Source organism: Sphingomonas melonis, from assembly GCF_013409985.1.
GTDB classification, from domain to species: domain Bacteria; phylum Pseudomonadota; class Alphaproteobacteria; order Sphingomonadales; family Sphingomonadaceae; genus Sphingomonas; species Sphingomonas melonis_A.
This window is the reverse complement of the sequence record NZ_JACCBY010000001.1, coordinates 1,224,689-1,241,958: the sequence shown is the minus strand read 5'-3', so window position 1 is coordinate 1,241,958 and position 17,270 is coordinate 1,224,689. Positions and strand designations below refer to the sequence as shown.

Annotated in this window: 11 protein-coding genes; 5 read left to right on the top strand and 6 right to left on the bottom strand. The window is 68.6% G+C overall.

Annotated features, from left to right (window positions below):
• The first annotated feature begins 187 nt into the window (after positions 1 to 187).
• The 4 genes from HD841_RS05975 (at position 188) to HD841_RS05960 (ending at position 5,147) form a co-directional block, all read left to right on the top strand.
• A complete protein-coding gene (locus HD841_RS05975; RefSeq protein ID WP_179507894.1) occupies positions 188 to 1,144 on the top strand; it encodes a cation diffusion facilitator family transporter in 957 nt (318 codons plus the stop codon).
• A 265-nt stretch (positions 1,145 to 1,409) separates the two neighbouring features.
• On the top strand, positions 1,410 to 3,056 hold the full coding sequence (locus tag HD841_RS05970; protein WP_179507893.1) for an inorganic phosphate transporter: 1,647 nt from the start codon (positions 1,410 to 1,412) through the stop codon (positions 3,054 to 3,056).
• Between the two features lie 190 nt (positions 3,057 to 3,246).
• Positions 3,247 to 4,122, top strand: a complete 876-nt coding sequence (locus HD841_RS05965) for a UDP-2,3-diacylglucosamine diphosphatase (RefSeq protein WP_179507892.1) — start codon at positions 3,247 to 3,249, stop codon at positions 4,120 to 4,122.
• Positions 4,122 to 5,147, top strand: coding sequence for a glycosyltransferase family 4 protein (locus HD841_RS05960; protein WP_179507891.1), 1,026 nt, complete (start codon positions 4,122 to 4,124; stop codon positions 5,145 to 5,147). The genes HD841_RS05965 and HD841_RS05960 overlap by 1 nt, the downstream gene beginning before the upstream one ends.
• 1,593 nt (positions 5,148 to 6,740) lie before the next feature.
• Here HD841_RS05960 and HD841_RS05955 read toward each other — a convergent pair.
• From HD841_RS05955 to HD841_RS05945, 3 genes are read right to left on the bottom strand one after another with little or no spacing between them, the layout of a single operon-like run.
• Positions 6,741 to 8,324: an efflux transporter outer membrane subunit gene (locus HD841_RS05955; RefSeq protein ID WP_179507890.1), complete on the bottom strand. Its 1,584-nt coding sequence runs from the start codon at positions 8,322 to 8,324 to the stop codon at positions 6,741 to 6,743.
• Between the two features lie 6 nt (positions 8,325 to 8,330).
• Entirely contained in the window at positions 8,331 to 11,549 is a 3,219-nt protein-coding gene (locus HD841_RS05950) for an efflux RND transporter permease subunit (protein ID WP_179507889.1), read from the bottom strand.
• 6 nt (positions 11,550 to 11,555) lie between these two features.
• Positions 11,556 to 12,746, bottom strand: a complete 1,191-nt coding sequence (locus tag HD841_RS05945; protein WP_179507888.1) for an efflux RND transporter periplasmic adaptor subunit — start codon at positions 12,744 to 12,746, stop codon at positions 11,556 to 11,558.
• Between the two features lie 144 nt (positions 12,747 to 12,890).
• Between HD841_RS05945 and HD841_RS05940 the strand changes: the two genes are divergently transcribed.
• Entirely contained in the window at positions 12,891 to 13,490 is a 600-nt protein-coding gene (locus HD841_RS05940; protein WP_218845369.1) for a TetR/AcrR family transcriptional regulator, read from the top strand.
• Between the two features lie 3 nt (positions 13,491 to 13,493).
• On the opposite strand, the gene HD841_RS05935 is transcribed toward HD841_RS05940, so the two are convergent.
• Genes HD841_RS05935 through HD841_RS05925 form a run of 3 tightly spaced genes read right to left on the bottom strand, consistent with a single transcriptional unit; the run spans position 13,494 to position 17,211 of the window.
• On the bottom strand, positions 13,494 to 14,822 hold the full coding sequence (locus tag HD841_RS05935) for a sigma-54-dependent transcriptional regulator (RefSeq protein ID WP_179507887.1): 1,329 nt from the start codon (positions 14,820 to 14,822) through the stop codon (positions 13,494 to 13,496).
• Positions 14,819 to 16,555: a sensor histidine kinase gene (locus HD841_RS05930; RefSeq protein ID WP_179507886.1), complete on the bottom strand. Its 1,737-nt coding sequence runs from the start codon at positions 16,553 to 16,555 to the stop codon at positions 14,819 to 14,821. Before HD841_RS05930 ends, HD841_RS05935 begins: the two co-directional genes overlap by 4 nt.
• A 29-nt stretch (positions 16,556 to 16,584) precedes the next feature.
• Positions 16,585 to 17,211, bottom strand: a complete 627-nt coding sequence (locus tag HD841_RS05925; RefSeq protein WP_373562935.1) for a TetR/AcrR family transcriptional regulator — start codon at positions 17,209 to 17,211, stop codon at positions 16,585 to 16,587.
• Positions 17,212 to 17,270: the final 59 nt, after the last annotated feature.

The following is a 17,270-nucleotide window of genomic DNA, read 5'->3' as shown; positions in this document are numbered from 1 at the left end:
CCGCGCCTGCCCCCGCCGGACGACTGAAGCTACTGGAATTGTCGAGAGTTTCCTGGGGAGGAAAGGTGGCCGCCGGTGTTTCGTACACCGGCGGCCATTCCCGTTCTGGCGGTCACGCTTGTCACGGGAGCCACATCGCCGGTTCGCGCGTACCCTCCCCTGCGGCATGGGCCGACAGGGAGACGGCATGACTCAGGGGCTGACCGCGCGGATACGCGAGAATATCGTTCTGTACGGCGCGCTCGCCGCCAATCTGGGGATCGGCGTCGCCAAGTTCGTCGCGGCCGGGATCACCGGCTCGTCGTCGATGCTGACCGAAGGCGTGCATAGCTGCGTCGACAGCGGCAACCAGATCCTGCTCCTGTACGGGCAGCATCGCGCCAAGCGGAAGCCGGATGCGGTCCACCCGTTCGGCTATGGCCGCGAACTGTATTTCTGGGCGTTCGTCGTCGCCATCCTGATCTTCGCGGTCGGCGCCGGCGTGTCGGTCTACGAAGGCTATCTGCACATCCTCGAGCCCGAGCCGCTGCGCGATCCGCTGGTCAACTACATCGTGCTCGCGATCGCCTTTGCGCTGGAGGGATCGTCCTGGTTCATCGCGATGCGCGAATTCGCCAAGGCGAAGGGCGACAGCGGCTGGTGGCGCTCGATCCGCCAGAGCAAGGATCCGGCGGGGTTCATCGTGCTGTTCGAGGATTCGGCCGCGCTCGCCGGGCTGGTGATCGCGGGCGTCGGCGTCTGGGCGAGCCATGCCTTCGCCGATCCGCGCATCGATGGCGTCGCCTCGATCCTGATCGGCCTGATCCTCGGGCTGGTCGCGATGCTGCTGGCGCGCGAGGCGAAGGGGCTGCTGATCGGCGAGCGCGCCAATCCGCACGTGGTGGAAACGGTCCGCGGCATCGTCGCCGCGCATCCGGCGATCAGCAGCGTCAACCACGTCCGCACCATCCACACCGCACCCGATGCGATCTTCGTCGCGGTCAGCGCCGACTTCATCGACAGCATCACGATGGGCGACGGCGAGACCATCATCGAGGAGATGGAAGACCAGTTGCGCGCGGCGGTCCCGACGCTGTCGTCGATCTACATCCGACCCGAAAAGCGCGAGAATGCCGCAACGCTCGCCACGCCGCAGGCGGGATGAGCGGCTGACATCGCCCGCCTGCCGTGACTTCGCCCGCGGCCACGCCGGCGCGCGTCAAATTTTTCCAGACGGCGTCTGACCGTATCGCGAGCGAGCCGCGCCGGGCTGTCACACGCTTTCCATTGTCATATCATCGAGTAATGCCGCGCGCGGGCGGCGGCGGCGCGCGCCGGCTCGTTTCACCGGCCGCTCGACCGCGCCGATGGGGTGACTTCGCGTCCCTAATTGTCACGAACCCGTCACATCTCCAGTGCACCGCGCCAGCATGGCTACCACGGTTTCTGCCGCGTCCGCATCGACTTCCACGCACGGTCCGCGTCTCGACGCGCATCTGCATCCAGCCGGGCGCTGGATCTTCCTTGCCGTGCTGGTCGGCGCGCTGGGGTATGCCGGCGCCAGCGTCATCTCGGACACCGCGGAAGTTGGGGAGACGCTGGCCACCGGCGTCTTCCTGTTCCTCGCGCTGGCGCTGCTGATCGCGCTCGGCTTCGAATTTGTCAACGGCTTCCACGACACCGCCAATGCGGTCGCGACCGTCATCTACACCCATTCGATGCCGGCCCATCTCGCCGTCGTCTGGTCGGGGTTCTTCAACTTCCTCGGCGTGTTGCTGTCGTCCGGGGCCGTCGCCTATTCGATCGTCACGCTGCTGCCGATCGAACTGATCCTCCACATCGGCTCGGTCGGCGGGTTCGCGATGATCTTCGCGCTGCTGCTCGCCGCGGTGCTGTGGAACCTCGCCACCTGGTATGTCGGCCTGCCCAATTCGTCGAGCCATGCGCTGATCGGCTCGATCCTCGGCGTCGGCCTGGCCAATCAGCTGATGTCGCGCGGGCTCAACGGCACCTCGGGCGTCGACTGGAGCCAGGCGGAAAAGGTGCTGAGCGGCCTGTTGTTCAGCCCGCTGGTCGGTTTCGGCGGGGCGCTCATCCTGCTGCTGGTGATGAAGCGCTTCCTGCGCGACCCGAAGCTCTACACCGCCCCGCAGACCGATGCGCCGCCGCCGCGCGGCATCCGCGCCACGCTGATCCTCACCTGCACCGCGGTCAGCTTCGCGCATGGCAGCAACGACGGTCAGAAGGGCATGGGGCTCATCATGCTGATCCTGATCGGCTGCGCGCCCACCGCTTATGCACTCAACCGCACCGTGCCGCAGAGCGCGATGCCGGCCTTCGTCGCACAGGCCCGCTCCGCCGAAGCGATCTTCGCGCGCCAGCCGGGACCGGAGCCGCGCTCGATCGACGCCGCCCGCGCGACCGTGACGCAGGGTCTCGCCACCCGCCATGTCGATACGCCCGCGGTCTACGGCGCGCTGTCGTCGCTGTCGCGCGACGTCGGCGACCGGCTGGCAAGCTATGGCTCGCTCGACAAGGTGCCCGCGGCGGCGACGCCGAACCTGCGCGGCGACATGTATCTCGTGCTCGACGCGAGCAAGATGGTGATCACCGACGAAGGCGCGCAGAGCCGCTTCACCGCGCAGGATATCGAAGGCATCAAAAGCTACAGCGGCGCGCTGGAGAAGGGCACGCGCTTCATCCCCTTCTGGGTCAAGGTGACCGTCGCGATCGCGCTGGGGCTCGGCACGATGGTCGGCTGGCGGCGGATCGTCGTCACCGTGGGCGAGCGCATCGGCAAGACGCACCTGACCTATGGCATGGGCATGTCGGCGGAGCTGGTGACCGCGGCGACCATCCTGCTCGCCGACAAGTTCGGCGGCATGCCGGTGTCGACCACGCATATCCTGTCCTCGGGCGTCGCCGGCGCCTCGGTGGCCAATGGCGCCGGGCTGCAATGGCGGACGATCCGCAACATGGCGCTGGCCTGGGTGATGACGCTGCCGGCGGCGATGCTGCTCGCGGGCGGCCTCTATTGGGGCCTGCTCACCGTGCTGCGCACGACGATGGCGGCCTGAACCCGCTGGCATAATCGCCCGACGGGCGCGGCAGGGGCTGCCGCCCGCCCGTCCGTTGATTTGTTCTGCGGTGTCGCCGGCGCGCTTGGGTCCGTTCCGATCGCAACATGATCGTCACGCTGCCGTGATCGCAGCGTCACATCCATCTGGCATGACGGTGTCGGGGCAGCGGGGCCCCCGGGGGCCGATCATGACCACCAAAGACGTAAGCAGCGCCGACGTTCTTGCCTTTCTGCCGCAGCGGCCGGTCGTCGCCGAGCGCGCGGACATTACCCGGCGGCGCTTCCGCACGATCTGGATTTCCGACGTCCATCTCGGCACGCGCGGCTGCAATGCCGACATGCTGATCGACTTCCTCGACCATGTCGACAGCGAGCAGCTCTATCTGGTCGGCGACATGATCGACGGCTGGCGGCTCAAGAAGAAATTCTACTGGCCGGCGGCGCATAACGACGTGGTCTGGCGGCTGATGAAGCGCGCCAAGCGCGGCACCCGCGTCACCTATATCCCCGGCAACCATGACGAGGTCTTCCGCCAGTTCGCCGGCATGGACTTCGGCGGCGTCAAGATTCGCCGCAAGGCGATCCACACCACCGCCGATGGCCGCCGCCTGCTGGTGCTGCACGGCGACGAATTCGACGCGATCACCCTTGCCCACCGCTGGCTCTCGCTGGTCGGCGACAGCGCCTATACCGCGCTGATGGTCCTCAACCGCTGGGTCAACGAGGCGCGGCGGCGGTTCGGCATGCCCTATTGGTCGCTGTCGAAACATGCCAAGGCCAAGGTCAAGAATGCCGTCGCGTTCATCTCGCGTTTCGAGGAGGTGGTGGCGCATGCGGCGGGGTCGCGCGGCGTCGATGGTGTCGTCTGCGGCCATATCCACACCGCCGAAATCCGTCAGATCGGCGATGTCGCCTATTACAACGACGGCGACTGGGTCGAGGGGTGCACCGCACTGGTCGAGCATTTCGACGGCCGGATGGAATTGCTCCTGTGGGGCGACGAGATCGCGGCGCGGGTCGCGGCGGACCGCGCCGCGCAGCGCGCCGGGACGATCGCCGCCTGATGCGGGTCGCGCTGGTCACCGACGCCTGGCAACCACAAGTCAATGGCGTCGTCCGCACCCTCACCGCGATGAAGCGCGAGGTGGAGGCGCAGGGGCATGAACTGCTCGTCGTCTCGCCCGACCGGTTCGCCAGCCTCCCCTGCCCCAGCTATCCAGAAATCCGCCTCGCGCTGACCGGCGGACGCAGCATCGGCCGGCTGATCCGCACCTTCGATGCCGACGCGATCCATATCGCCACCGAAGGGCCGCTCGGCGTCGCGGCGCGGCGCTGGTGCCTCGCCAAGGGCCTGCGCTTCACCACCGCCTATCACACGCAATTCCCGGATTATGTCGCGGCACGGACCGGGGTCAGCGCGGAATGGATCTGGCGCTACATCCGCTGGTTTCACGCGCCCGCCGATACGATCCTGACGTCGACGCCATCGGTCGATGCCGCATTGCGCGCGCACGGCCTCACCCGGCTGCGCCGGTGGGGGCGCGGTGTCGACCTCGCCGTCTTCTCGGCGGAGGGCGCGACCGATCCGATGATCGCGGCGCTGCCGGGGCCGATCCAGCTGTATGTCGGCCGCGTCGCGGTCGAGAAGAATATCGAGGCGTTCCTCGAGACGCAGGTGCCGGGCACCAAGGTGGTGGTCGGGGACGGTCCGGCGCGGGCCGCGCTCGCCACTCGCTATCCGGCGGCGCATTTCCTCGGGCCGCGCTTCGGCGAGGCGCTCGCCGCCGCCTATCGCAGCGCCGATGTGCTGGTCTTCCCCAGCCGCACCGACACGTTCGGGCTGGTGATGATCGAGGCGCTCGCCTGCGGCACCCCGGTCGCGGCGCTGCCGGCACCGGGGCCGGTGGATGTCCTCGACGCCAGCGGGGGTGCGATCGACGGCGATCTGGAGACGGCGATCGTCGCGGCGCTGACCCGCGACCGCGGCGCCTGCGTCGCTTATGCCTCGCGCTTCACCTGGGAGGCGAGCGCCCGCCAGTTCCTCGACAACCTCGCGCCGATCCGGGTGGCGGAGGCGTGCGCGGCGTAAGCGTTCCGGGGCCGGGCCGCGGGTCGCAGTGCGGGTGGTAGCGAGGCCGGGTGCTGCTCGGCCATGTCGATCGCTCGCCGCGAGGCGACCGCATGGAACGGCGTGAGTTGAGGTCGCGTGCGGGGGCCACGTTTTGATCGCACACGTCTTGAGGGGCGTCTGAGGGCTCGCCCCTGCGTAGGACGTCACGTCGAATGGCCGTTGCGATTGCCTTGAGGTTGGCGGGTCGCCGTTGCCGCAACTGCGTTCCGCGGCGGCGGAGGACGGCGGGGATTTGCGAGATGCGGGGAGCCGGCCGATCTGAGGCTTGGCGGCTTGGATACCGGTGTTGGATTCCACCTTTATCGACAAGCGCCGCGCCGCGGGCTGGACACGTCAACCGCACCTCTCCGCAGAGGCAGGGCCATAGCATATGACGGCGCGGCGACGGGGCTCGATACGTTTACCCGGGAGACCCGTCACCGCGAACTTACGCGGGTCCATTGATGAGGCTCGATCGGTTCCTTGGCACATGGGTCACCCCGGACGTGTTCTGGGGTCTACCGGGCCGCAAGAGAACGGTGTCGAAGCAAGCCTTGCTCCTCGCCGCGATTGTGCCTCCCGTCAAAGCCTCGGGTTGAGGAATATGCTGGGAGGGCGATGGCCGCACGTGCACGGCCATATGGGGCCGCCCAGCCCCGGACGGTTGCGGGTAGCCCTTAGAACCTGTCCGGATCGTCTCACGGCCTCGGTGGACAATCTGTCGGCCGCCAGCGCGACGCGGCAGCGCTCCCTGCGCCTGTGCGCCTCCCGACTTATGCTTCGCGATGAGCGTGGATCGAGATTTCCTTTCGATCTGCTCAGACCGGAGCGGCGGCTAACCAGTCACGATGACTGCGGTGCTGCTCTGCTTAGGCTTGGGTGGGCGGTTAAAGGGAAGCCGGAGGCTCCTTTTGCGTCCGCGTTCGCGCACCTTCGATGATCGGCTTGGACAGCGACGCGTGCGGGCTCGATCCGAAGCCGGCGTGGTTCGGGTCGAGGTGGAACAGCAGGAACGGTTGCTGCGTCGCCGGTGCCCGAGGCCGGTGTGGGTTTTGAGCTTCACGGCGCTTCATCGGAGAACCGCCGCCTGCCGGTGGGTAATTGCGTATGGCCGTTTGTGTTGGTCGTGCACTACCCGACTCAGCCCGTCACCCGGACGATTTACGGGGTGCACTTCGCGGCGAGGGAACGGCTTGAGACCACACCGTTCTCCTGCGGCGCGGTGGACCCCGGAACAAGTCCGGGGTGACGAATCGGTTGAGGATCGCGATAGAGGCTTACCACCTCAGGGTATGCGACAGTTCCTCCTTTGCAGGGAGCGGGGCTTCGCTGGTCGTGGTCGCACCCCGTTGATCGCCCGGCAGGATTTCTGCTGCGCGATGGCAGGCTGTCGTCGTGGCGGGCAACGATCAACGGCGCTGCCAAGGCGTCCGTGCAGAGCGCGTGCTAACGCTGCCGCACTCGGCTCTCCCCGCGCCGTGAGCCCTCCGCGCGCCTCCGCCCCTCGCCAGACATCCCTATCGTCGCATTCGCACACCAGCGTCCCGGCAACCCATCGCCGGGACGCCACGCTCATTTGCTTGCGGCGACCGGACGCACCTGCGGATCGTCGACGTCCAGTCCGCCGCCCAGCGACCGGTACAATTCCACCAGATTGCTGCCCCGGCCGAGCCGCGTCGTCACCAGCTGCTGCTGCGCGGCATAAGCGGTGCGCTGCGAATCGAGCGTCGTCAGGAACGACTCCACGCCCGCACGATAGCGCGCGTCCGAAATCCGCAGCGCGACATTCGCCGCCTCGACGCGGGCGGTCTGCGCGGCGACCTGTTCGTCGATCGTCCCGCGCTGCGCCAGCGCATCGGCGACCTCGCGGAAGGCGGTCTGCACCGTCTTCTCGTAGGTCGACACCGCCGATTGCTGCTGCGCCCGGGCAAGATCGACGTTGCCGCGCAGGCGACCGCCGTCGAACAGCGGCAGCGATACCGAGGGCGCCCCGGTGTAGGTAAAGCTGCCACCGGCGAACAGGCCGCTGAGCGCGGTGCTGATCGTGCCCAGCGTCGCGGTCAGGGAGATGCGCGGGAACAGCGCCGCCCGCGCCGCGCCGATATTGGCGTTCTGCGCGATCAGCTGATGCTCGGCCTGCAACACGTCGGGACGGCGCAGCAGCACGTCCGAGGTGATCCCCGCCGGCAGCACCTGCAAGGCGGCGTCGCCGTTGCCGAGGCCCTGCGGCAGCAACGGTCCGGTGACGGGGGCGCCGACCAGCAGGTCGAGCGCGTTCTTGTCCTGCGCCACCCGCGTCTTGAGCACGGCGATGTCGTTGCGCGCGCCCTGATAGGTCGTCTCGGCCTGACGGGCTTCCAGTTCGGAGGCGACACCGATGCGGAACTGCGCGCGGGTCAGTTCGAGCGACTGCTCGAACGAGGCGAGCGAGCGCTGCGAGATGGCAAGCTGGTCCTGGTCCGACGCCAGCGTCAGCCAGGCGGTGGCGATCTCGGCGATCAGGCTGATCCGCGTCGCACGCTGCGCTTCCTCGGTCGCGAAATATTGTTCGAGCGCGGCGCGGTTGAGGTTACGCACCCGGCCGAACAGATCGAGCTCGAACGCCGAGAAGCCGGCATTGACCGAATAGAATTCGAAGTTCGACGATCCCGACCCGATCGTCCCGGCGGTGCCACCGCCCGCGTTCGATCCGGTGCCGGTGCCCACGCCCGTTCCCGTGCCCGTGCCGACACCGCTGCCGGTCCCCGCGCCCGTGCCCGCACCGCCGGCGCCGCCCGCCGCGCCACCCAGGGTGCTCGCCGCGCCCTGGATGTTGTTGGTGTAGGTACCCGACGCGGACAGGCTGGTCGACGGCACCAGATCGGCACGCTGGATGCGATATTGCGCGCGCGCCTGGAGCACGTTGGCCGCCGCGACGCGCAGGTCGCGGTTGTTCTCCAGCCCCAGTTCGATCGTGTTGCGCAGGCGCTCGTCGGTGAAGAAGTCGCGCCAGCCGATCTTGGTAACGTCGGGCGCGTCGGTCGCCGCGGTCGGATAGACGCCGCCCTGCGGCAGCGCCGCCGGCACTTCGCCCACCGGCCGCACGTAATGCGGCGCCAGGTTACAGCCGGCGAGCGCGGTCGCGCCCAACAGGCCGAGGAGGATCTTGCTCGTCATCACCACTCAGGCTCCCTGCGGCGCGGGCGTCGGCCCGTGTGCGCCGTCATCATGCGGCCGGTCGTCATCGCCGCGATCGTCATGGCCCGCGCCCTTGTCACCGCGCTTGCCGTCCTCGCCGTGCCCGAACAGGCGGAGCACGACGATGAAGAACATCGGCACGAAGAAGATCGCCAGGATCGTCGCCGACAGCATGCCGCCGACCACCGCGCGGCCGATTGCATTCTGCCCGCCCGCGCCGGCGCCGGTCGAGATCGCCAGCGGCAGCACGCCGAAGATGAACGCCAGCGACGTCATCAGGATCGGGCGGAGGCGCAATTTGGCCGCCTCCACCGCGGCATCGAAGGGTTTCATCCCCTCGTTGATCCGCTCCTCCGCGAATTCGACGATCAGGATCGCATTCTTCGCCGAGACGCCGATCGTCGTGATCAGGCCCACCTGCAGATAGATGTCGCTGTTGAGCCCGGTCAGCGTCGCCGCGAGCAGCGCGCCGATGATCCCCAGCGGCACCACCAGCATGACCGAGATCGGCACCGACCAGCTTTCGTACAGCGCGGCAAGGCAGAGGAACACGATCAGCAGCGACAGGCCGTACAGCGCCGGTGCCTGGCCACCCGACAGCCGCTCCTCGTAACTGAGGCCCGTCCATTCGAGCCCGGTGCCCGGCGGCAGCTTGGCATGCATCGCCTCGATCGCCTTCATCGCCGCGCCCGACGACACGCCCGGTGCCGGCTGGCCGAGGATTTCCATCGACGGCAGCCCGTTATAGCGGGTCAGCTGCGCCGGGGCCTGCGCCCAGGCGATCGTCGAGAAGGCCGTGAACGGCGCCATCGTGCCCGTCGCACTGCGTACGTAGAAGTTGCCGAGATCCTCGGGCTTCAGACGATAGGCCGTGTCCGCCTGGATGTAGACGCGCTTGACGCGGCCACGATCGATGAAGTCGTTGACATAGGCACCACCCCAGGCGGTCGAGATCGTGGTGTTGACCGCGGTCAGGTCGAGCCCGAGGGCACGCGCCTTATCCTGATCGACCTCGATCTTGAGCTGCGGCGCGTCGTCGAGCGCGTTGGGGCGCACGCCGACCAGCGACTTGTCCTGCGACGCCATGCCGAGCAGCATGTTGCGCGCCGCGAGCAGCTTTTCGTGACCGATGCCGGCCTCGTCGACCAATTGCAGGTCGAAGCCGCTGGCATTGCCCAGTTCCTGCACTGCCGGCGGGATCACCGCGAAGATCAGCGCGTCCTTGAACTGCGACAGCGCCCCCATCGCACGACCGGCGATCGCCTGCGCCTTGTTGGCGCCGCCTTCGCGATGCGACCATTCCTGCAACGGGATGAACGCGATGCCGCTGTTCTGGCCCTGGCCAGCGAAGCTGAAGCCGTTGATCGTGTAGACGCCCTGGACATTCTTGCCCTCGTTCTTGAGGAAATGGTCCTTGATCGCGTCGAGGCCCTTCTGGGTGCGCGCGGTCGTGGCGCCCGGAGGCCCCTGCACCAGCGCGATCATGATCCCCTGGTCCTCTTCGGGCAGGAAGCCGGTGGGCAGGCGGACGAACATCACCGCCATGCCGATCACGATCAGCAGGTAGACGAGCATCGACCGCTTCCAGCTGCGCGCGGTGCTGCGCACGCCCTTCTCGTAGCGGTTCTGGCCGCGCTCGAACTTGTCGTTGAACCAGCGGAAGAAGCGGGCGAGCGGCCCGTTGCCTTCTGCCTTGCCGGGATCGTGCGGCTTGAGGATCGTCGCGCAGAGCGCCGGGGTGAGGATCAGCGCGACCGTCACCGACAGCACCATCGCCGAGACGATCGTGATCGAGAACTGGCGATAGATGACGCCGGTCGAACCGCCGAAGAACGCCATCGGCAGGAACACCGCCGACAGCACCAGCGCGATGCCGATCAGCGCGCCGGTGATCTCGTCCATCGACTTGCGCGCCGCCTCCTTGGGGCTCAGCCCCTCGGTCTGGATCAGGCGCTCGACGTTCTCGACGACGACGATCGCGTCGTCGACGAGCAGGCCGATGGCGAGCACCATGCCGAACAGGGTCAGCGTGTTGATCGAGAAGCCGGCGACGCCGAGGATGGCGAAGGTACCGAGCAGCACCACCGGCACCGCGATCGTCGGGATCAGCGTCGCGCGGAAGTTCTGGAGGAACAGGAACATCACGAGGAAGACGAGGATCACCGCCTCGATCAGCGTGTGAACGACCTGCTCCACCGACAGCCGCACGAACGGCGACGTATCATAGGGGTAGATGACCTTGACGTCGGGCGGGAACTGCTTGGCGATGGCGTTGACGCGCGTCTTCACCGCCTCGACCGTGTCGAGCGCGTTGGCGCCCGGCGCCAGCTTGATGCCGATGCCCGAGGCGGGCTTGCCGTTCCACTGCGCCGAGAAGCCGTAATTCTCCGCGCCGATCGCGACCCGCGCGACATCCGCCAGCCGCACCACAGACCCGTCGGTGTTGCTCTTCAGCCGGATCGCCGCAAACTGTTCGGGCGAGGTCAGGCGCGATTCCACCGAGACGGTGGCGTTGAGCATCTGTTCCTTGGGCGCGGGCTGCGCGCCGATCTGGCCGGCGGAGACCTGCGCATTCTGCGCGGTGATCGCCGACGTGACGTCGGTCATCGTCAGCGCGTAATTGTTGAGCTTGATCGGATCGACCCAGATCCGCATCGCATATTGCGATCCGAACACCTGCGTATCGCCGACGCCGTTCACGCGGGCGAGCGGGTCCTGCAATTTGGACGCGACATAGTCCGACAGATCGACGTCGCTATGGCTGCCGTCCGCCGAATAGAGGCCGACGAACATCAGGAAGTTCTGCGTCGCCTTGGCGACAACCAGACCCTGGCGCTGCACCTCCTGCGGCAACAGCGGCGTTGCCGCCTGCAGCTTGTTCTGGACCTGCACCTGCGCGACGTCGGGGTCGGTGCCCTGTTCGAAGGTCAGCGTGACGGTGACGGTGCCGGCCGAGGACGACGAGGACGAGAAGTAGCGAAGGTTGTCGATCCCCTTCATCTGCTGCTCGATGATCTGCGTCGTCGTGTTTTCGAGCGTGGTCGCGTCGGCGCCGGGATAAGTGGCGGTGATCGACACCGCGGATGGCGCGATCGCCGGGAACTGCGCGATCGGCAGCGAGCGGATCGCGAGGACGCCGGCGAGCATCAGGATGATCGCGATCACCCAGGCGAAGATCGGCCGGTCGATGAAATAGCGGGCCATGAGGGGTTACTTCGCCTGAGCTGCGGGCGCGCCGGCACCCTGGGGTGCGGCGGCCGGTTTGGCATTGGGGTCCCAGGGCTTGCCCTGGACGGGCATGCCGGGACGCAGCATCATGCCGCCTTCGACGATGACCTTGTCGCCCGGCTTGATGCCGCCGGTGACGAGCCAATTGTCGCCGATCGTGCGGCTGGTCTGGAGCGTGCGCGGCTGGACCTTGCCATCGTTGCCGATGACCATCGTCGTCGCCTGCCCTTTCTCGTCGCGGCTGACCGCGCGCTGCGGCACCAGCAACGCCTTGGCCTGCGTCCCCTCGACCAGCGCGGCGCGGACGAACATGCCCGGCAGAAGCAGACCGTTGGGATTGGGGAAGAGCGCGCGGATCGTCTGTGACCCGGTGGTCGGATCGACGGTGACGTCGGCGAAGCGCAGCGTGCCCTGCGGACCGTAGGGCGTGCCGTCCTCCAACGTCAGCTTGACGCGGGCGTTGCCGTCGCGGGTCAGCTGGCCGCTCATTATCTGCTGGCGCAGCTTGAGCAGGCCGGCGCTCGACTGCTGGATGTCGACGTAGATCGGGTCGAGACGCTGGATCGTCGCCAGCGCATCGGTCTGCGAGGCGGAGACCAGCGCGCCGGTGGTGAACACCGAGCGGCCGATACGGCCGGAGATCGGCGCGCGGATCGTGGTCCGAGCGAGATCGATCTGCGCAGTGCGCAACGCGGCCTGCTGCGCGGCGACATCGGCCTGCGCCTGCTGCGCGCTGGTCTGCGCATTCTCGAATTCCTGGCGGGCGATCGCGTTGATCTTGACCAGTTCGCCGTAGCGGCGCGCGAGCGCGGCGGTGGAGGCGATGTTCGCCCGCGCACGCGCCAGGGCGGCACGCGCGCTGGCGACCTGCGCCTCGTACGGTGCCGAGTCGATGCTGTAGAGCGGCTGCCCGGCGCGGACCATGTCGCCCTCGGTGAACAGGCGCTTGCGGATCAGGCCGTTGACCTGCGGCCGCACGTCCGACGTCTCATAGGCCGTGGTGCGGCCCGGCAGTTCCGTGGTCAGCGTCACCGGCTGTTCACGTACCACGAGGTACCCGACCTGCGGCGGGCCTTGCGGGGCCTGCTGTTGCTGTTGCTGGTTGCCGCCGCCGCACGCCGCCAGAGCCAGTGCCAACGCAAGCACCGCCACCCCGTGTCGCATATTCGCCATGCAAATTGTCCGCTGATAAGAATGTGAGTGAACGATCACTCACGCCCTGCTACAACCAGTCATGAACAGGCGTCAAGGCTCGCCGACGAGGATGGAATGATCGACTCGAATATTTGTTGCAGTGCACAAAGAAACAATGCGGAAATGCGACGTTATCGCGTGATCGAGGCCGCACGCAAGCTGTTCATCGAAAACGGGTTCCACGCCACCGGCATCGCCCAGATCGCCCGCGAATCGGGCGTCGCGGTCGGCCAGCTGTATCGCGATTTCTCCGCCAAGGAGGATATCGTCGCCGCGATCGTCAAGTCCGACTGCCGGTCGTTCCTCGCCGCGGAAACGCTGCGCCTCGCCATCCAGACCGGCGACGCCGCACAGGTACGAAGCTGGATCCACACGCTCGTCATGCCCGACAAGGACGGCGGCGATGCCCGGCTGTTCGCCGAGATCCTCGCCGAGTCGGCACGCAATCCGCGGATCGCGTCGATCTTCAACGCCACCCGGTACGACGTCCACCAGTTGATGCTGGCGGCGCTCGAGATGCTCGCCCCCGGCGAGGCGCTGGCGGAGCGTCGCTCGGCGCTCGCCGACGTCATCCTTATCATGTCGTTAGGCATGCTGCACCACGGCATGATGCACCCCAATGAGGACGATCAGCCGCTGGTCGACGTGCTGACCGCGACGATCGATCGCGACATCGACTGGCTGCGCCGGGCGGCCGCCGAAGCGGAGACCGTCGCCGGCTAGCGATCAGGAGCGGGCGTTGCGGAAGGCATCGGGATCGATGCCGTAGCGCCCGAGCTTGTAATAGAGCGTCTTGCGGGGGATGCCGAGCAGCTCGACCGCCTTGACCACGTTGCCGGCGCTGGCGCGCAGCGCGTCGACGATCACCCGCGTCTCGAATTCGGCGACCCGGCTCGGCAGGTCCTGCGGCCCCTCGGCCGGGGCGTCGTCCGCCGACAGCACGCAGGCGAAGGCATAATTGCGCAGTTCGCGGACGTTGCCCGGCCAGCCATGCGCCAGCACATGATGCCGCTCCGCCTCGCCGATCGCATAATCCGGTCGCGCCAGCGCCTCGCGCGCCTGATCGACGAAGGCGACGAACAGCAGCATCCGGTCATGCTCGCGCTCGCGCAGCGGCGGCAGGTGGAGCCGGGTCATCGCCAGCCGGTGATACAGATCGGCGCGGAACCGGCCCGCGGATACCGCCGCCGCCAGATCGCCGCGACTGGTGGCGACCACCCGCAGGTTGACCGACTCGGCCCGCTCGGCGCCGATCGGCTGCACCTCGCGCTCCTCGATGACGCGCGACAGCGCGGCCTGGATCGCCGGCGAGAGGTCGTCGACCGCATCGAGCAGCAGCGTGCCGCCGCTGGAGGCGGCGATCGCACCGACCCGCGACAGCCGGGTGTGCGCGACGCTGTCGGCGGCATGGCCGAACAGATCGGCGGCGCCCCCCTCGCCGGTCAATGCGGTGCAATCGACCGCGACAAACGGCTTGCCGCGGCGGGGGCCCAGCCGGTGCAGCATCAGCGCCGCCAGTTCCTTGCCGGTCCCGGTTTCGCCCTCGACCAGCACGTCGAGATCGGCGGCGGCGAGGCGGCCGATCGTGGCGCGCACCCGCACCATCGCCGCACTCTCGCCGACCAGCGGACTGTCCGCCTCGCCCGCCTCGACCGCGGCGCGCAGCCGGCGGTTCTCGATCACCAGCGCGCGCCGCTCCAGCGCGCGGGCGATAGTGGCGACGAGATGATCGGTGGCGAACGGCTTGGGCAGGAAGTCGAACGCGCCGTCGCGCAGCGCCGACACCGCCATCGGCACGTCGCCATGGCCGGTGACGAGGATCACCGGCAAATCCTTGTCGAGCGCCCGCACGCGGGCAAGCAATTGCAGCCCGTCGATCCGCGGCATGCGGATGTCGGACACGATCACGCCGTCGAAATCCGCGGGCAGCGCGGCGAGCGCCGCCTCCGCCCCGGCAAAGGGCCGCACCGACAGGCCGGCGAGTTCGAGCGCCTGCACCGTCGCGAAGCGCAGCGCCTCGTCATCCTCGACGAACAGGACGGTCTGTCCGCTCATGCGAGCCGCAACGTCAGCAGGAAGGTCGCGCCGACTCCGTCGGGCGCCAGCGCCAGCTCGCCGCCGAATTCGCGCGCGATGTCGCGGGCGATGGCGAGGCCCAGCCCCAGCCCCTCGGGCTTGGCGGAGGCGAAGGGGGTGAACAGCGTGTCGTCAAGGCTCGGGTCGATCCCCGGGCCATTGTCGGCGATGCGGACGATCAACTGCCCGCCCGCCTCCACCGCGTCGATCAGCACACGGCGATCCTCGCGCCCGGTCACCGCGTCGAGCGCATTGCCGATGACGTTGACCAGGATCTGCTCCAGCCGGATGCGGTCGGCGACGACCCGCCGCGCGCGCAGGTCGTCGGGGACGGCATCCACCACCACCCCGCGGGCGCGTTCGCCGATCAGCAGCATCGTCCCCTCGATCGCCGCCCCCAGCGTCGGCGCGCCGCGCGACGGCGTCCGCCGCCGGGCGAAGGCGCGCAGCTCACCGGTGATCGTCGCGATCCGCGCGGTGAGGTCGACGATGCGGACGAGATTCTCGCGCACCCGCTCCGGCGCGCCGCGGTCGAGCAGGATCGCGCCGTTCTCGGCGAAGGTGCGGATCGCGGCGAGCGGCTGGTTGATCTCATGCGCGACGCCGGCGGTGATCTGGCCGAGCGACCCCAGGCGGTTGGCCTGTGCCAGTTCCTCGCGCGCGGCGCGGAAGCGGCGGTCCGCCTCGCCGCGCTCCTGCGATTCGACGATCAGCCGGGCATTGGCGTCGCGCAACTCGGCGGTGCGCCGCACCACCTCACGCTCCAGCGATTCGCGCGCGCGCACCTGCGAACGCCGCCGATCCGCGGCACGCAGCCCCATGCCGCCGGCGAAACCGAGCAGCAGGATCGAGCCCAGCCCCCACAGCGCCGCCTCTGCCCGGGCCGCGGTGAGCGACGGCCGCAGCGGCGTGAGATGCAACAGCCGGCTGCCGGCAAGCGGCGCCGCGACCGCGGCGATGCGATAGCGGACCATCCGCCCGTCCTGCCGCACCCGCGCGTCGCGCCCGGCGAGCACGAAAGCGGGGGTGACCGGTGGCGACGCGCCGAACTGGCGCGAGCGGCGCAGCGCCTCGCGGGTGGCGGCGTCGATCGGCCGGGTCGGGTGGAACCGCCAGCCGGGCACGCTGGTGATCAGGATCACGCCGCGCGCATCGGCCAGGATCGTCGCGCCGGGCGACTGCGCCCATTCGCGTTCCAGCCGGTCGAACTCGACCTTGACGACGATCACGCCCAGCTTGCGGCCGCCGCGATCGATCCGGCGCGCGAGATACAGGCCCGGCCGGCCGCTCACCGTGCCCAGCGCGAACAATTCGGAGGTGCCGCGTGCCATCGCCTCGGCGAAATAGCGACGGAAGGTATAATCCTGGCCGACGAAGCTGGTCGGCAACCGCCAGTTGCTCGCCGCCACCGCGCGGCCGCGCGCGTCGATCGCATAGAGGGCCGCGGCATCGGTACGCGCGGCGAGCAGTTCGAGCGTCGCGTCGAGCCCGCGCACCGCCGCCGCATCGCCCCCGGCGAGCGCGCGCGGCACGTCGGGATATTCGGCCAGCACCAGCGGCAGCAGCCGGAAGGTCTGCAACTCGCTGGCGAGCAGCCCGGCATGCGTCCGCGCCACCGTCGCCGCATCGCGATCGGCGCTGCGCCGTGCGACGGCATCGGCCCAGCGGGCGCCGGCAACGACGACGCATGCGATCAGGCCGGCGGCGAGCAACAGCCACGCCAGCCGCCGTGGCAGGCGGCCTAACGCGTAGGCCAGATCGCCAGGCTCGTCTCGACCAGCCGCTCCAGGTCGGCGCGGCTGGCGCCCGATCCCGCCTGCACCGCCATCCCCTGCAACAGCGCATAGAGATAGCAGGTCAGGCCGGTGACATCGACATGCGCGGGCAGATCGCCCTCATCCTTGGCGCGTTCGAACCGCTCGACCAGCGCCGCCTGCGAAGAGGCACGGCGCGCGATCACGTCGGCCTTGATCGAATCCGCCTCCGCCCCGCACGGCATCGCGCTGATCACGCCCAGGCACCCCTTGGGATCGCCACACTGGCTGGTCTGCATCGCCAGCGCCCCGCGCATGAAGCATTCGGCGACGCCGCGCGCAGTCGGCTGTTCGAGCGCTTGACGGGTATAAGCGAGCTTCTCCGCCTCGTAGAGGTCGAGCGCCTTGTGGAACAGCGCCTCCTTGTTGCCGAACGCGGCATAGAGGCTCGGCCGGGTGATCCCCATGGCCTCGGTCAGATCGGCGAGCGAGGCGCCTTCATAACCCTTGCTCCAGAACACACGCAGCGCCGCGGCGAGCGCGGTATCGGTGCAGAACTCGCGCGGCCGCCCCTTGGGGGGCAGCGGTGCCGGATCGGCGTGCGAGAGGGTCATGCTTTCCATATCGCTCAGTATAGAACTCGCGGCACCGACAAACAAGGCAGTTGCGGACT

Coding starts and splice junctions, on each gene's coding strand:
- HD841_RS05955 (WP_179507890.1), bottom strand. CDS start 8,324: ATGACGAGCAAGATCCTCCTCGGCCTGTTGGGCGCGACCGCGCTCGCC.
- HD841_RS05965 (WP_179507892.1), top strand. CDS start 3,247: ATGACCACCAAAGACGTAAGCAGCGCCGACGTTCTTGCCTTTCTGCCG.
- HD841_RS05945 (WP_179507888.1), bottom strand. CDS start 12,746: ATGGCGAATATGCGACACGGGGTGGCGGTGCTTGCGTTGGCACTGGCT.
- HD841_RS05925 (WP_373562935.1), bottom strand. CDS start 17,211: ATGACCCTCTCGCACGCCGATCCGGCACCGCTGCCCCCCAAGGGGCGG.
- HD841_RS05970 (WP_179507893.1), top strand. CDS start 1,410: ATGGCTACCACGGTTTCTGCCGCGTCCGCATCGACTTCCACGCACGGT.
- HD841_RS05950 (WP_179507889.1), bottom strand. CDS start 11,549: ATGGCCCGCTATTTCATCGACCGGCCGATCTTCGCCTGGGTGATCGCG.
- HD841_RS05935 (WP_179507887.1), bottom strand. CDS start 14,822: ATGAGCGGACAGACCGTCCTGTTCGTCGAGGATGACGAGGCGCTGCGC.
- HD841_RS05975 (WP_179507894.1), top strand. CDS start 188: ATGACTCAGGGGCTGACCGCGCGGATACGCGAGAATATCGTTCTGTAC.
- HD841_RS05940 (WP_218845369.1), top strand. CDS start 12,891: ATGCGACGTTATCGCGTGATCGAGGCCGCACGCAAGCTGTTCATCGAA.
- HD841_RS05960 (WP_179507891.1), top strand. CDS start 4,122: ATGCGGGTCGCGCTGGTCACCGACGCCTGGCAACCACAAGTCAATGGC.